Origin of the sequence: Kribbella sp. NPDC051137 (genome assembly GCF_040682535.1) — a bacterium.
Classification (GTDB): Bacteria; Actinomycetota; Actinomycetes; order Propionibacteriales; family Kribbellaceae; genus Kribbella; species Kribbella karoonensis.
Genome location: NZ_JBFBBI010000003.1, coordinates 460,987 through 475,191, shown reverse-complemented (window position 1 = coordinate 475,191; position 14,205 = coordinate 460,987). Strand labels below are relative to the sequence as shown.

The window sequence follows — 14,205 nt, the reverse complement described above, 5'->3', positions numbered from 1 at the left end:
CCTTTCTCAGAACTGACCCAGGGCGAGGCCCCGGGAGAAGAAGCGTTGGGCGGCGAGGAACAGGATCACGGTGGGGAGCGAGACGAGCAGACCGCCGGCGAGGACCGTCGGGAGGGCGGCGCCGCCGTACGTGCTCTGCAGGCCGGTCAGCGCCGGCATGATCGGGCGGACCGAGTCGGACTGGCTGAGGGTCAGGCCGAGCAGCAGGTCGTTCCAGACGAACGTCGCCTGCAGGATGAAGATCGCGGCCAGCGCCGACCCCGCCATCGGCAGGTAGATGCTGCGGAAGATCCGGAACAACCCGCCGCCGTCGACGATCGCGGCCTCGAACACGCTGCGGGCGATCCCGGTGAAGAAGTTCCGCATCACGAACGCCGAGAACGGCACGCTGATCGCCGTGTACACGATGATCATCCCGACCCGGGTGTCGTACAGCCCGGAGTTCGCGTACCCGGAGAACAGCGGCATCAGGATCATCTGCAACGGGAAGATCGTCCCACCGAAGACGAACACGAACCACAGGAACCCGCGCTTCAACTTGAGTACGACGATCGCGTACCCGGCGGCCGCACCGACCAGCACCGCGAGCACCGGCGCGATCACGCTGTACATCGTTGTCGACACCAACGTGTCGCCGAGCGAGGCCTTGCTCCACGCGTCGCCGAAGTTCGCGAACAGGTCGAACCCGGCGGGCTTCCACACGGTCTTGGCGTCGTACCCGTCGACGGACTTGGACGCGTTGACGACCAGCAGATAGACCGGTGCGAGCCACAACAGCCCCAGGACGATCAGAACCCCCGTCTTAACCTTGCTCACGGGCGTCTCCCAGCTGGTAGCGCAGGTACAGGATCGAGGCCGCGAAGGTCACCAGGCTCAGGAACAACGCGATCGCGGCGCCTTGGCCGTAGTCGTTCAGGACGAAGGTCTCCTTGTACATGGAGAGCGCGAGGGTCTCCGAGGAGGTGCCCGGTCCGCCCTGGGTCATCACCCAGACGACGTCGAACGTCTTCAGGCTGCCGACGAGCGAGAGGCCGATGACGACGGTGGTGATGGCACGCAGCTGCGGCCAGAGGTGGTAGCGGAAGAGTTTGAAGCCGTCGGCGCCATCGAGGCGGGCGGCTTCCAGAGGCTCCCCGGGGATGGACTGGAGGCCGACGACGAACAACAGCGCGTTGACGCCGGCGGCCTGCCAGGTGGTGGCGACGATCATCATGATCGTGTTGCCGGGCCCTGACTGCAGCCACCCGGTGTGGGCACCCGGGAGCCCGAAGAACCCAAGTGCCTGGCCGAGTGCGCCGTCCGGCTGCAGCACGAACCCCCAGATGACACCGACGGCGACACCGGAGATCGCGTACGGCAGCAGGAACGGCAGCCGCAGCCACGTCCCCCACCGGTGGCCATACGTCAGTACGGCGACCAGCAGGCCGAGCGCCACCGGCAGCGTGATCATGCCGACCACCCACAGCAGCGTGTTGACCAGCGCCCCGACCAGGTCGGGGTCGCTGAACATCGCCTTGTAGTTGGCCAGCCCGGACCACACCGGTGACGCCAGTCCGTCGTACGACGTGAAGCTGACGTACGTCGTCCACAGGAACGGCACGTACAGGAGCAGCGCGACGACGGCTACCGCGGGCAGCCCGAACAGTGGCGCCGCCCGCGCTCCGGTTCGATCCCTCACTTCTGCTTGGCCCAGTACGCGTCCGCCTCGGCCTGGATCTTCTGCAGGCCCGGCATCGGGTCGCCCGGCTTCGTCACGAACGCGCCGAACACCTCGAGCGCCTTGTTCGCGACCGGTACCGGCGTCGCCTCGAACCACCGGTTGATCAGCCGGTACCCGTCACCGCCGACGTCCTTGTTCAGCTTCGACAGGCCCGGGTCCTTGACCTCGGCCTTCGGGTTGAACGACAGGTCGCCGCGCGAGTTCGCCCAGTCGGTCTGCGCCTTCGGGGTGAGCCACCAGTCGGTCCACTTCTTCACGGTCGACGCGTGGTCACTCGCGGCGGCCGAGCAGACCGGACCGGTCTCGAAGATCATCGAGGTCTTCGGCAGCGACGGGTTCACGTTCGGGATCACGAAGAAGTCGTAGTCGGTGCCGGCCTTCATCTTCAGCGTGTTCAGGTTGCCGCTGAACCAGGTGCCGAAGTTGATCATCGCGACGTCGCCGTTCTTCAACTGCGCCTGCGGCTCGGTCTTCGCGCCCGGGTCGCTGAAGTCGCCGGCGTCGATCATCTTCTTCCACTCGTTCATCACGTCGACGACACCCTGGTCGGTGTACTTCGCCTTGCCGGTCGCGAGCTTGTCGTACAGGTCCGGGTCCTTGCCGGCCAGCAGCGTCTCGAACCAGACGAACGAGAACAGGATGTTGGTCTGGTAGAACGGCTTCACGCCGATCGCCTTCACCTTGTCCGCCGCCTGCATCAGCTCGGCCCAGGTGGTCGGCGCCGCAGTGATCCCGGCCTTCTTGAAGACCGCCTTGTTGTAGTACATCACCCAGTACCCGGCGTTCAGCGGGACGCAGTACTGCTTGTTGTCGAAGGTGAAGTACTGCTTCAGCTGCTCGGGCACGTTGCCGTCGGCAACCGCCTTGGTCCACTGGTCGGTGGTCTCGGCGACGAGCTTCTGGTCCACCAGATCCTGAAGCTCCTTGCCGGTGTGCCAGGTGAACAGGTCGGCCTTCTCCTTGGTCCGGAACGAGGACCGGATGAACGCCGTGTAGGTGTTCGAGTCGGAGTACCCGACCGGCTCCATGCCGACGCCGATGTCCTTCTTACTGGCCGCGCCGACCTGGGTGAACGCGTCCTTCCAGCCGCCCTTGTCGTTGTAGAACTTCAGCGAGTCGACCGGCTTGTCCTCGGCGGCCTTGCCGGGTTTGGCACCGCCGCCACAGGCGGACAGCGCGAGCGTGCCGGCGATCACCAGGGCAGCCAGCGCCTTGCGGTTGTTGCGTTGCATGTTGCGTCCTTCCAGCTCAGGGGTGCTGAAGTCGTTCGTTGATGACGGCCAGGACGCCGTCCAGGTGCTCGCGGGTGAGCAGTTCGGCCAGGTCGGGATCGCCGGACCGGATCGCGTCGTAGATCGCGCGGTGCTCGTCCAGGTCGGCCTGGCGGTCACCGTGGATGTGCAGGATCTCCAGCTGTTCGCGGGCGTTCACGACCGTGACGGACTCGACCACCTCGGCCAGGGTCGCGTTGCCGGACGCCAGCGCCAGGGAGCGGTGGAAGTCCATGTTGACCTCGGCCAGCTGCGCGTGGTCCCCGGACGCGATCAGCTCCGCCGCCGCGTCGAGGTCCTTGGCCATCTGTTCGAGCGGCGCCTCGGCGCGGGTTTTCGCGGCCAGCGCGGCGACAGGCGGCTCGATCAGGGCACGGGCCTGCAGCAGCTCCACCAGCCGGTCCGGGCTCGGCTCCAGCGCGAGGGGGTTCGCCAGAACCAGCCGGCCGACGTTGGGGCCGACGTACACACCGGAGCCGTGCCGGAGCTCCACGGCCCCGGTCGCCTCCAGCCGGCGCAGCGCCTCCCGGACCGTCGGTACGGCGACCTTGAACCGCTCCGCCAGCGACCGCACCGCCTCGAACTGATCCCCCGGCGCCAGCTTCCGCTCCGCGATCAGCGTGAGCATCGACGTCGCCAGGTCGTCGAGGAGACTGCGCCGTACGACGCCGCCGGACGCGCTCACTCGGCCGCCGCCAGGGTGACCGAGAGGAAGCGTGGCCGGTAGATGCTCACGTCGCCGTACAGGTCGTCGCTGACCAGGCTGTTCACGTTGTAGCTCACCAGCAGCGAGGACCCTTGCCGCAGGTCCGGGTGCTCGTGGGAGTTGTACGTGATGATGTTCCCGCCGGTCTCGGGGGTCTGGTACAGCTCGACCGGCTTCACCCACGGGCCGGTCGGCGAGCAGGAGAAGTACCCGAGGACGCTCTTGCTGAAGAGCTCCTTGGTGTTGTGCGTGACCAGCAGGTAGCCGTCGCCCCAACGGGTCACACTGTGCTCGTTCGCAACACCTTCGAGCACGCGGGCCGACGCGGTCTCGTCAGCGGACCAGCCGGAGCCGGTCCAGTACTCCCACTGCTTGGCGGTCAGGTCGTCGCCGCGGACCCGGGCGACATGCTGGTACTTCGAGGCGCCCAGGTCCTCGACTCCGTAGACGTAGGTGTACCCGTTGTCGCGGAGCAGCCAGCCGGACCACTGCACGTTCGCGGCGGACGGGATCGGCGTCAGGGACTTCAGCTTGTACGTCTTGCTGTCGAACCGCGCCAGGTAGTTGCTGGACCACTTCCAGTCCCACTGACCCGTACCGGTCCGCTGGAACCGCAGCGCGACCACGTCGAGATCCTGGCCGGCGTGGCTGGTCTGCGCGGCACCGAACCAGTACCAGCCGTCCGACGGCGGCGGCACGAGCGCCGTCGGGCTGTCCGCCGTACCGCCGGTGACCGTCTTCACCTCCGTGCCGTGCTGGATCACGAACGAGTTGTTGATGAACGGCGTCGTCGTCGGCCGGCTGCCGTCCGCGTTCACCGGTCCGAGGAACGTGTCGGAGAAGATCCACGCCGTACGACCGCCGGACAGCGGCACGGAGTACGTGCTGTCCGCGCCGGTCCAGCCCTTGCCGGTGTTGCTGTACGCGTTCAGCAATGCCTCGGGCGCGGCATGCGGGGTCGTCCTCGCGGTCCAGTTCGTCTGGACGGCGCTGCACGTCGAAGGGGCCGCGGACGCGGCGGGGACAGCGAGGCCTGCTGCCGTGAGGGACAACGCGACAACCGCAACCAGGGGCCGTTTCATGAAAATGATCAGATCACTTGGTCATTTTCGGTGTCAAGACCCAGGGTTCGACCAGGGTGTGTACGGAGAGTGGTGCTACCGCCCGAGTGGGAGGATCGACGGTATGAAGAACTTGATCATCAGGTTGCTGGCGAACGCCGTCGCGCTTGGCATCGCGGCCTGGCTCGTCGGCGGAATCACGCTGGAGGGAGCGACCACCGGCAAGCGGGTGCTCACGCTGCTGATCGTCGCCGCGATCTTCGGGGTCGTGAACGCGATCGTGAAGCCGGTGGTGAAGGTGCTGTCCTTCCCGCTGCTGATCCTCACGCTGGGCCTGCTGACGTTCGTGATCAACGCCGTCATGCTGCTGCTGACGTCCTGGATCACCGGCAAGCTCGACGTCCAGTTCCACGTGGCCGGCTTCTGGTCGGCACTCTGGGGCGCCCTGATCATCAGCGTCGTCGGCATGATCATCAACGCCGTCCTGCCGGAGAAGGCCGAGATCCACTGAGCATGCGCGTCGAGATCGTCTGCACCGGGAACATCTGCCGGTCGCCGATGGGCGAGGTGGTGCTGCGCCACAAGCTCGCCGAGGCGGGCGTCGACGGCGTACTCGTCTCGAGCTCAGGGACCGGCGGCTGGCACGTCGGCGACCGGATGGACCCGCGCGCGGCGGCCGCGCTCCGACGCCGCGGGTACGACGGCAGCTCGCATCGCGCCCAGCAGTACCAACGGTCCTGGGACCGGGACCTGGTGCTCGCGATGGACGCGGGCCACCTGGACACGCTCACCCGGTACGGCGTCGCCGCGCAACTGTTCGCGCGCGACGACGTACCGGATCCGTACTACGGCGAGGACGACGGCTTCGACGAGGTCCTCGCCCAGATCGAGAAGGCGGCCGACGCGTGGGTCGACCGCCTCCGCGACGGTCAGGCCTGACCGAGCTCCGACTTGAGCGAGACGAACCACTCCACGCCCGGGTCGAACTCCTTGCCGCCGGCGATCCGCGGGAACTCGATCGCGCGCAGTTCGTCGCCGCGCTCCTCGTCGTGGCCGACCACGCCGGACTCACCGCGCAGCGCCGCGTCGACGGCGTAGTCGGTGCACTCCTTGATCAGCGCGAGGTCGCGGTCGTTGGCCGCGGCCGACCGGCTGAAGTAGCCGCTCTTCTGCACCATCGTCTTCTCGGCGCCGATCCGCTCCGCGAACTGCTTCGCGAACCACGCGCCCGGGTTGATGGTGTCCAGCTTGACGTGCCCGAACGGGTCCCGGCCGACCTCCTCGCCGCGGGCCTCCATCTCGGCGACGATCGACGGTACGCCGGCGCCCTCGGACAGGAAGATGTTCACGCAGTCCTCCTCGTCCATCACCTTGCGCAGCCGCTCCGCCTCGGCGTCCAGGTCGATCGAGGCCTCCGGCACGTACACGGCGTGCACGGACCAGCCGCCCTTCGTCAGGCCGATGCCCGGGTTCCACTCCTGCTGGTCGACCCACTGCTGGTACGCCTGTGCGGTGGCCGCGGTGAGCCAGCCGCAGTTCCGGCCCATCACCTCGTGGACGATCAGCATCCGCGGGTTCGAGGAGTGCTCCGCGATGATGTTGCGGGCGAACAGCGCACCCTGCTCGGCCGCGGTCCAGGCACCGAGGCTCTGCCGGATCGGGATCACGTCGTTGTCGATTGTCTTCGGCAGGCCGACCACGGTCAGGTCGTAGTCGTGCTCGTGCAGGTACGCCGCCAGGTCGGCCGCGGTGGTGTTGGTGTCGTCGCCGCCGATCGTGTGCAGGACGTCGACACCGTCCGCGACCAGCCGCTCGGCCGCGACCTGGAGGGCGTTCTGGCCGTCCTCGATCAGGCCGCGCTTGACCAGGTCCGCGGTGTTCGTGAGCTTCACCCGGCTGTTGCCGATCGGGCTGCCGCCGAACTTGTGCAGCAACGACGCCTTCTCCCGCACCTCCGGCGTGACCTCGAGGAACCGGCCGCTGAGCAGGCCGTGGTACCCGTTCAGGTAGGCGATGATCTCCACGTCGGGCGCCACCTCGGTGTAGCGCTCGATCAGTCCGCCGACAGCGGACGACAGGCAGGGCGCAAGCCCGCCGGCGGTGAGCAGGGCAACTCTGCGGACAGCCATGGTCCTCGGTCCTTCCGGAGTGTCTCTGAAGTCGTCCCCAGACTAGTGATGTGGACCACTCCGGGTGGTGGTCGGGTTCGCTCTGCGGACGGGTCGTCGCTATCCCAGGGAGACCTGCCTGAGCTGCTGGTGGATCCCGTCGTACGCCGTCACCTGTGGGAGCAGGCGTTTCGGGAGCTTGGTGACCACGCTGTAGTTGGCGTCGACAACGTTCGCCAACGGGACCTCGCTGACCTGGCTGAGGAGCTGGTACGCGTCCAGCTTGTCCAGGCCGTACAGCTCGCCGAGCCAATGCACCATGTCTACCTGACCGGCCCGCCACGCGTCCTCGAGCGGCCGGCTCGACCCGATCACCGACAGGTACTCGTCACTCTCCAGCCGCGGCCACACCGGCCCGGGCGTCTTCAGCAGGTCCACGATCAGTACGACGTTCATCGCGCCCTCGACCGCGGTCCCGCAGGACTCCCCCTCGCCCTGGCGGTAATGGCCGTCGCCGACCGAGAACAGCGCGCCCTCGACGTTCACCCTCAGGTAGCAGGTGGTCCCGGCCCGCATCTCAGGTGTGTCCATGTTGCCGCCGAACATGTCCGGCACCAGCGCCGAGCGGACCTCGCCGCCCGCGGGCGCCACACCGACCGTGCCGAGCATCGGCTCCAGCGGCAGCGCGACCTCCAGGTCGCTCCCTTGTGCCTGGAACCCGACCGTCCGCCGGGCGCTGTCCACCTCGTAGATCCAGGTCCGCTCCGGGAGCGGGTCCTGCAGCGTGGCGGTCCGGTCGGTGCTGGTCAGCCCGCCGAAGAACGGGATGGTCGCCGACGCGCCCCAGCTCCGGGCGGGCGTCAGCTCGACGAAGTGCAGCACCAGGGTGTCCCCCGGCTCGGCGCCCTCGACGTGGAACGGGCCGGTCTGCGGGTTCACGAACGGCATGTTCAGCGAGGCGCTCGCGAGATCCGACGTACTGCGGAGGCTGCCGGCGAAGGCGTCCTCCGTCCACAGGCGCAGCGCGGTACCGGGCTTGACCCGGCGGACCGGCGGGACGCCCCCGAAGGTCCAGGCGAAGTCGGCGGGCTCAGGCGTGAATTCCAGGACGTCCATAACAGGAATCTAAGGTGTTGTGTGAGCCATCAGCGGGTTCTCAGGCGATTCTCACAGAAGCGACTTAGTCTCGGTGGCGGAACTTCGAGCGGAGCGGGGCAGAGCATGCGGGTACTGGTGGTGGACGACGACCGGGCGGTCCGGGACTCGCTGCGCCGTTCGCTGGAGTTCAACGACTTCGAGGTGGTGACCGCGGCCGACGGCGCCGAGGCGCTCGCGGTGATCGGCAACGTCGAGCCCGACGTCGTGGTGATGGACGTGATGATGCCGCGGCTGGACGGGCTGGAGACCACCAAGGCGTTGCGGGCCGCGGGCAACAATGTGCCGATCCTGGTGCTGACCGCGCGGGACGCGGTCGCGGACCGGGTGGACGGGCTGGACGCAGGTGGCGACGACTACCTGACGAAGCCGTTCGCGCTCGAGGAACTGCTGGCCCGGCTACGCGCGCTGCTGCGCCGGAGCACCGCGCCCGGCGAGGGCGGCCAGCGCGGCGAGGTGCTGCAGTACGGCGACCTGGTGGTCGACGTCGACGCGCACGAGGTGCACCGCGGCGACGTACCGATCCAGCTCACCCGCACCGAGTTCTCGCTGCTCGAGCTGCTGATCCGGAACCCGCGCCGCGTCCTGGAGCGGGCCGTCATCCTGGACGCGGTCTGGGGCTACGACTTCCCGACCACCGCGAACTCGCTCGAGGTCTACATCGGGTACCTGCGCCGCAAGACCGAGGTGAACGGTCTGCCGCGGCTGATCCACACCGTCCGCGGCATCGGCTACGTGCTGAGGGACACCCCACCGTGAGCCAGCAACACCCCCAGGACTTCCCGTCGTACGCCGACGGTCCGCAGCAACCGGCACCACCGCCGCAGCAGCCGCCGGCTCCGGAGCAACCTGTTGCCAACGGCAATGGAAACGGCAACGGCAACCGGGTGGCGGCGACCGCGGCCCGCACCCAGACCTGGTGGAACGAGACCCTCCACAAGCTGAGCCTGCACGCCCGCGTCACACTGCTCGCCGCGGTAGCCGTCGGCCTGGCGGTGGCCATCGTCAGCGTCGCGGCGTACATCACCGTACGCCAGCAGATGTACCAGAACCTCGACAACAGCCTGACCGAGCGTGCCGCCCAGGCTGCGAAGAAGGGCGTCCTGACGGACCTCACGATCTTGCAGAGCGTCCCCTCCGACGCACTCGGTCTGAGCGATATCCGCGTCGGCGTGATCAGCGCCACCGGACAGCAGTTCGGGCCGCCGAACAGCCTGCTGCCGCCGATGGGCCAAGACGAGCTCCAGGTCGCGAGAGACCAGGGCAACACGGCCAGCCTGCGGACCGTCGGTATCCGCAACGCCGGCTCGCACTTCCGCGTGGTCGCCGTCCCCGCGAGTTACTGTCCGCCAGACCTGAGCCGGGCCTGCCAGGCAGAACCCGAGAACTACCTCCAGCCCGGAGCTTTGGTCGTCGCGCAGTCGCTGGGGCCTATCGACCAGACGTTGCACAACCTCGGGATCGTCCTGTGGGCGTTCGGGTTGATCGGTGTGATCGGGGCGGCGCTCGCCGGGAACGCGGTGGCGCGGTCCGGGCTGCGGCCGTTGGCGCGGCTGACCGGGGCGGCCGAGCACGTCGCGGCGACCGAGGACCTGAAACCGATCCCGGTCACCGGTACCGACGAGATCTCCCGCCTGGCGATGGCGTTCAACGCGATGCTCGGCGCGCTCGCGCAGTCCCGCGACCGGCAGCGGCGGCTCGTCGGCGACGCCGGGCACGAGTTGCGTACGCCGTTGACCAGCGTCCGCACCAACCTCGACCTGCTCGCCCAGGCCGACAAGCGCGGCGGCCTCCGCCCGGAGGACCGGCAGCAACTGCTGGACGACGTACGCGCGCAGATGGACGAGCTGACCCAGCTGATCGGCGACCTGACCGAGCTGGCCCGCGACACCCCGCAGGTCCGGAACGCGGAGCTGATCGAGCTCTCCAACGTGGTCCAGGACGCGGTGATCAAGGTACGTCGACGCGCGCCCGGGCTGGAGTGGGACGTGCAGCTGACGCCGTTCCCGGTCTGGGGTGACGAGCGGCTGCTCGGCCGCGCGGTGACGAACCTGCTCGACAACGCCGCGAAGTACAGCGTCCCGGACGGCGCCGAGCAGCGCACCGACGGGCCGCCCGTCGGACAGGTGACGGTGCGGCTGCTCGACGGTGTTCTGACCGTGACGGACTCCGGCCCCGGAATCGCCGAGGCGGACCTGCCGCACGTCTTCGACCGGTTCTACCGCTCCAGCGAGGCCCGCAGCCGCCCCGGCTCCGGCCTCGGCCTGGCGATCGTCAAGCACGCGGCGGAGCAGCACGGCGGGATGATCTACGCCCGCAACGCTCCCGGCGCCGGCGCCCAGTTCACGCTCTGGCTGCCGCACGCCGCTACTCAGACTCGCTGACAGTTACCTCATCGGTCCTTCAGAGGATCTTCATGGAGTTCTTCGGTCACTCCGAGGGGATCTTCAGGCGGTTTTCAGGTCCGGCCGACAAAGTACGTGCCATGACCGAGAACCAGCCGCAGCAGCCGCAGCCGCAACCCGGCCAGAACGCACAGGGACAGCAAGGGCCGGAGCGGACGCAGCAGCTGCCGATGTACGGGCAGCATCAGCAGCAGCACTACGCGCCGCAAGGCGGGCAGCCGCGGCTGGACTCGGGGCCGCAGGGGCAGCGGCAGGGCCAGTACCCCGCAGGTGGGGGTTCTTACCCGCAGTTCGGGCCGGGGACGCATCAGGGGACGTCTCCGGGCCCGAACTGGCCCCTCGGCCCGCAACAGACCCAGCAGGCGGCACCCAAGCCGAAACGTCGTCTCGGGCTGGCCGCTGTAGCGCTCACCGCGCTCCTGGTCGGTACGGCGGGCGGTGTCGGCGGCGCGGCCGTGTACTCGGCCAGCAACGACCACTCGACGAACGTCCCGTCCGTGACCGCCCCGCTGAACGGCAACCAGGCCGCTCCCGCGTCGGCACCCGACGGCACCGTGCAGAGCGCGGCCGCGAAGGTCCTGCCGAGCGTGGTGAAGATCGCGGTCGCCAGCCAGCAAGGCGAGGCGACCGGATCGGGCATCGTGGTCAGCAAGGACGGCCTGATCGTCACCAACAACCACGTGGTCGCCGGCGCCGGGCAGGGCGCGACGATCACGGTGATCCTGAACGACGGCCGCACAGTACCGGCCACGGTCAAGGGCACCGACCCGCTGACCGACCTCGCCGTCATCCACGCGAACGCGACCGATCTGACCCCGGCCACCCTCGGCCAGAGCGGGAAGCTCGCGGTCGGGCAGGGCGTGGTCGCGATCGGTTCGCCGTACGGCCTGGAGGCGACCGTGACCAGCGGTATCGTCTCGGCGCTGAACCGCCCGGTGACGTCCGGTGACCAGCAGCAGGACAGTACGACGGTCTTCCCAGCAATCCAGACGGACGCCGCGATCAATCCGGGGAACTCCGGCGGCGCCCTGATCGACCTCGCCGGCCAGGTGGTCGGTATCAACAGCGCGATCAAAACCGCCGGCGGATCGGGACAATCCGAGGGCGGGAGCATCGGCCTGGGCTTCGCAATCCCGATCGACCAGGCCAAGCCGATCATCGACGAGCTGGTGGCCAAGGGCAAGGCCACGCATGCGCGGCTCGGAGTGACGGTCGGCGACGCGCAGTCCTCCGACGGGCTCACGAACGGAGCACGCCTCGGCGAGGTCACGTCCGGCGGTGCGGCGGACAAGGCCGGTCTGCAGTCAGGTGATGTGGTCACCGCTGTGGACGGCAAGGCGATCGCGTCAGGGGACGCGTTGGTCGCCGCGGTCCGCTCGCACCGCCCGGGCGATCAGGTGAAGCTCACCGTCACCCGGAACGGCAAGACCCAGACGATCACCGCAACACTCGGCTCCGACAACGGGAACCCGACGGGCTGATCGAGCGTCACACCCACTAGACCGGACTGCGCCGCCCACCGAGCGGCGCAGTCCGTTCGGCTGTCCGTAGGCTGTGCCGGTGGAGGACTACCGACCCGGTTACCCGGTCGACGAGCGGACACCAGAACAGCGCTCACGCCAGGAAAAGAGCCACCTCGGCGACTTCGAGTGGGCAGCTGGCCGGGTGATCGCGAGGTTCAGTGGCGAACGGGTTGTCATTCAGGACGACAACAGCCGTCCAGGAATGGTGGATCTTCGAATCGAGTCCGACGATCGCCTGCCGGCATACGTCGAAGTCGTCACGGACATCGACGAGCGGTATTCGCAGATGGTCAGTGGCGTTCGTCAGCACCAGACCTTGCCAGCGCCCAGATTGGGTCGAGTCTGGTACGTGACCCTGGGGGCCTCGGCGAACGTGCATCGACTGGTACGGAGCCTGGTGAGCAGATTGGAGGCCCTACAGTCTGCTGGTCAGCTGTTCGACACGGCTCAGGCTCAAGCGTCGTTCTCACAGAACCAGGACCCAGAGGTTCGTCGGTTGGCTACTGAAGGCGTTATCGAACTCGCCTCCGCGCCGGCCACGGAGAACCAGGAGGGGAAGGTTTGGATCTACGCCGAAGGCACCGGAGGCAGGACTGGACAGGACTGGGCCCAGCTTGACGATTGGCTCTACGCGTATCTGCATGACCCCCAGCGTGCCGACGTACGGAAGAAGTTGGCCGCCACCAGGTCTCAAGCACGTCATGCCTTCATCGGAATGTCCTTCAGCACGGCGTGGGGTGCCTATCACGCACTCAGCTCCTCGTACTCGAACCTGCCGGAGTTCACGCCGCGGCTGCCGCCGGAGATCAACCACGTCTGGATCTGGAATCATCCGATCGGAAGGTGTCTTGCGTGGTTCCCGGGCCGTGGGTGGTTTGAGCCGGGACGTCACTGGGTGACGGAGTAGTCAGACCCGGTCTCGGGTTAGATGCCCGGTATGAACCTTCGTGACAGGCGGCCGCCGATCGTGGCCGACGAGCGGACCCAGCTGGTCGGCTGGCTGGATCTGCAGCGGATGCTGGTGCGGCGGAAGCTCGAGCGGCTGCGGCCCGAGGACGAGCACCGTGCGGTGTTGCCGAAGTCGCCGTTGATGACGCCGGCCGGGCTGGTGTCGCACATGCGGTGGACCGAGCACTGCTGGTTCAACGTGATCTTCCTCGGCGAGCCGGAAGCCACCAACCCGCAGTTCCGGAAAGAAGCGGACAGTGCCGACATGCGGGTGGCCGGCGTACCGCTGGCCCAACTGCTGGACGAGTTCGAGGCGCAGTACGCAGAGTCAAACCGGATCACCGCCGCCCACTCGCTCGACGACGTCGGGAAGGACCCGGAATACCAGCCGTCGCTGCGGTGGATCCTGATCCACATGGTCGAGGAGACCGCCCGGCATGTCGGCCACCTCGACGCCATGCGCGAGCTGCTGGACGGCGAGACCGGGTATTACTAGAACCTGTGGAGATCCATCGGGCGGACGCGCGGTTTCGGACTGCGAGTGAGTGGCTGGAGTCGCGGCATTCGTTCTCGTTCGGGGCGCATTACGATCCGGCGAACGTGGGGTTCGGGTTCCTGCTCGCGCACAACGACGAGACGGTTGCCCCCGGCTCCGGGTTCGGCACGCATCCGCATCAGGATCTGGAGATCGTCACCTGGGTACTGCGGGGCTCGCTGGCGCACCGGGACTCGCAGGGGAACAACGGCGTGGTGTATCCCGGGCTCGCGCAGCGGATGACCGCGGGCTCCGGTATCCAGCACTCCGAGTGGAACGACGGCCCCGGCCCCGTGCACTACGTGCAGATGTGGGTCCGTCCGGACCGGCTCGACCTGCCGCCGTCGTACGAGCAGGCCGAGCTCGACCTGTCCACCGGCGAGCTGGTTCCGGTCGCGTCGGGTCTCGCGAAGCACACGTCGTCGACGGCGATCCGCATCAACCAGCCGGCCGCCGGGATGTCCGTGGCCCGGCTGAGCCCAGGCGGCACGGTCGAGCTGCCCACCGCGCCGTACCTCCACCTGTTCGTCGCGACCGGTACGGCGATGCTCGAGGACGCGGGCGACCTCGGTACGGCGGACGCCGTACGGCTGACCAACTCGGACGGCGAGCGCGTCACAGCAGGCCCCGCCGGTGCCGAACTCCTCCTCTGGGAAATGCACGCCTGACCACCACCCCCAACTTTGTGCACCACATCCGTGTTCTCCGGCAGGCGCCGTACGGAACTGGTGCACAAGGTGCAGCAGAGACGATCGGTCGGCTGGAGTGGGTGG

At 68.1% G+C, this 14,205-nt stretch carries 15 protein-coding genes; 8 read left to right on the top strand and 7 right to left on the bottom strand.

All coding sequences use genetic code 11. The features are described from left to right. Nucleotides 1-6 precede the first annotated feature (6 nt). Genes AB0M51_RS17345 through AB0M51_RS17325 form a run of 5 tightly spaced genes read right to left on the bottom strand, consistent with a single transcriptional unit; the run spans nucleotide 7 to nucleotide 4,779 of the window. On the bottom strand, nucleotides 7-816 hold the full coding sequence (locus AB0M51_RS17345; RefSeq protein ID WP_344194007.1) for a carbohydrate ABC transporter permease: 810 nt from the start codon (nucleotides 814-816) through the stop codon (nucleotides 7-9). Continuing rightward, a complete protein-coding gene (locus AB0M51_RS17340) occupies nucleotides 803-1,678 on the bottom strand; it encodes a sugar ABC transporter permease (protein WP_344194005.1) in 876 nt (291 codons plus the stop codon). The genes AB0M51_RS17345 and AB0M51_RS17340 overlap by 14 nt, the downstream gene beginning before the upstream one ends. Beyond that, nucleotides 1,675-2,952, bottom strand: a complete 1,278-nt coding sequence (locus tag AB0M51_RS17335; protein WP_344194002.1) for an extracellular solute-binding protein — start codon at nucleotides 2,950-2,952, stop codon at nucleotides 1,675-1,677. The genes AB0M51_RS17340 and AB0M51_RS17335 overlap by 4 nt, the downstream gene beginning before the upstream one ends. A 16-nt stretch (nucleotides 2,953-2,968) precedes the next feature. Continuing rightward, complete coding sequence (locus tag AB0M51_RS17330; RefSeq protein WP_344194000.1) at nucleotides 2,969-3,676, bottom strand: FCD domain-containing protein; 708 nt, start codon at nucleotides 3,674-3,676, stop codon at nucleotides 2,969-2,971. Next, on the bottom strand, nucleotides 3,673-4,779 hold the full coding sequence (locus AB0M51_RS17325; RefSeq protein WP_344193998.1) for a DUF4185 domain-containing protein: 1,107 nt from the start codon (nucleotides 4,777-4,779) through the stop codon (nucleotides 3,673-3,675). The genes AB0M51_RS17330 and AB0M51_RS17325 overlap by 4 nt, the downstream gene beginning before the upstream one ends. Nucleotides 4,780-4,882: 103 nt before the next feature. Here AB0M51_RS17325 and AB0M51_RS17320 point away from each other — a divergent pair, with 103 nt between their 5' ends. Continuing rightward, nucleotides 4,883-5,269 (top strand): phage holin family protein, encoded by a 387-nt coding sequence (locus AB0M51_RS17320; protein WP_344193996.1) that lies wholly within the window; start codon nucleotides 4,883-4,885, stop codon nucleotides 5,267-5,269. Nucleotides 5,270-5,271: 2 nt separating this feature from the next. Then, nucleotides 5,272-5,697, top strand: a complete 426-nt coding sequence (locus AB0M51_RS17315) for a low molecular weight protein-tyrosine-phosphatase (protein ID WP_344193994.1) — start codon at nucleotides 5,272-5,274, stop codon at nucleotides 5,695-5,697. Here AB0M51_RS17315 and AB0M51_RS17310 read toward each other — a convergent pair. Both AB0M51_RS17310 and AB0M51_RS17305 read right to left on the bottom strand, forming a co-directional pair. Beyond that, nucleotides 5,688-6,887 carry a pyrophosphate--fructose-6-phosphate 1-phosphotransferase gene (locus tag AB0M51_RS17310; protein WP_344193992.1) on the bottom strand — a complete coding sequence of 400 codons (1,200 nt, stop codon included), beginning with the start codon at nucleotides 6,885-6,887 and terminating at the stop codon, nucleotides 5,688-5,690. The genes AB0M51_RS17315 and AB0M51_RS17310 overlap by 10 nt on opposite strands. A 99-nt stretch (nucleotides 6,888-6,986) precedes the next feature. Beyond that, entirely contained in the window at nucleotides 6,987-7,982 is a 996-nt protein-coding gene (locus AB0M51_RS17305) for an acetamidase/formamidase family protein (protein WP_344193990.1), read from the bottom strand. Nucleotides 7,983-8,087: 105 nt separating this feature from the next. Here AB0M51_RS17305 and AB0M51_RS17300 point away from each other — a divergent pair, with 105 nt between their 5' ends. From AB0M51_RS17300 to AB0M51_RS17275, 6 genes are all read left to right on the top strand, one after another. After that, nucleotides 8,088-8,780, top strand: coding sequence for a response regulator transcription factor (locus AB0M51_RS17300; RefSeq protein ID WP_344193988.1), 693 nt, complete (start codon nucleotides 8,088-8,090; stop codon nucleotides 8,778-8,780). Then, a complete protein-coding gene (locus tag AB0M51_RS17295) occupies nucleotides 8,777-10,405 on the top strand; it encodes a HAMP domain-containing sensor histidine kinase (RefSeq protein WP_344193986.1) in 1,629 nt (542 codons plus the stop codon). Before AB0M51_RS17300 ends, AB0M51_RS17295 begins: the two co-directional genes overlap by 4 nt. A 101-nt stretch (nucleotides 10,406-10,506) precedes the next feature. Further along, on the top strand, nucleotides 10,507-11,907 hold the full coding sequence (locus AB0M51_RS17290) for a trypsin-like peptidase domain-containing protein (RefSeq protein WP_344193984.1): 1,401 nt from the start codon (nucleotides 10,507-10,509) through the stop codon (nucleotides 11,905-11,907). Between the two features lie 79 nt (nucleotides 11,908-11,986). After that, on the top strand, nucleotides 11,987-12,856 hold the full coding sequence (locus tag AB0M51_RS17285; protein ID WP_363749586.1) for a hypothetical protein: 870 nt from the start codon (nucleotides 11,987-11,989) through the stop codon (nucleotides 12,854-12,856). A 30-nt stretch (nucleotides 12,857-12,886) separates the two neighbouring features. Beyond that, entirely contained in the window at nucleotides 12,887-13,393 is a 507-nt protein-coding gene (locus AB0M51_RS17280; protein WP_363749585.1) for a DinB family protein, read from the top strand. A 5-nt stretch (nucleotides 13,394-13,398) separates the two neighbouring features. Then, the gene (locus tag AB0M51_RS17275; protein ID WP_363749584.1) at nucleotides 13,399-14,100 is read left to right on the top strand and encodes a pirin family protein; all 702 of its coding nucleotides are present in this window, start codon (nucleotides 13,399-13,401) and stop codon (nucleotides 14,098-14,100) included. Nucleotides 14,101-14,205: the final 105 nt, after the last annotated feature.

What these genes read in the sequence shown, in the direction of transcription:
- AB0M51_RS17335 (WP_344194002.1), bottom strand. Translation starts at nt 2,952, where the DNA reads ATGCAACGCAACAACCGCAAGGCGCTGGCTGCCCTGGTGATCGCCGGC.
- AB0M51_RS17325 (WP_344193998.1), bottom strand. Translation starts at nt 4,779, where the DNA reads ATGAAACGGCCCCTGGTTGCGGTTGTCGCGTTGTCCCTCACGGCAGCA.
- AB0M51_RS17320 (WP_344193996.1), top strand. Translation starts at nt 4,883, where the DNA reads ATGAAGAACTTGATCATCAGGTTGCTGGCGAACGCCGTCGCGCTTGGC.
- AB0M51_RS17315 (WP_344193994.1), top strand. Translation starts at nt 5,272, where the DNA reads ATGCGCGTCGAGATCGTCTGCACCGGGAACATCTGCCGGTCGCCGATG.
- AB0M51_RS17310 (WP_344193992.1), bottom strand. Translation starts at nt 6,887, where the DNA reads ATGGCTGTCCGCAGAGTTGCCCTGCTCACCGCCGGCGGGCTTGCGCCC.
- AB0M51_RS17305 (WP_344193990.1), bottom strand. Translation starts at nt 7,982, where the DNA reads ATGGACGTCCTGGAATTCACGCCTGAGCCCGCCGACTTCGCCTGGACC.
- AB0M51_RS17300 (WP_344193988.1), top strand. Translation starts at nt 8,088, where the DNA reads ATGCGGGTACTGGTGGTGGACGACGACCGGGCGGTCCGGGACTCGCTG.
- AB0M51_RS17290 (WP_344193984.1), top strand. Translation starts at nt 10,507, where the DNA reads ATGACCGAGAACCAGCCGCAGCAGCCGCAGCCGCAACCCGGCCAGAAC.
- AB0M51_RS17280 (WP_363749585.1), top strand. Translation starts at nt 12,887, where the DNA reads ATGAACCTTCGTGACAGGCGGCCGCCGATCGTGGCCGACGAGCGGACC.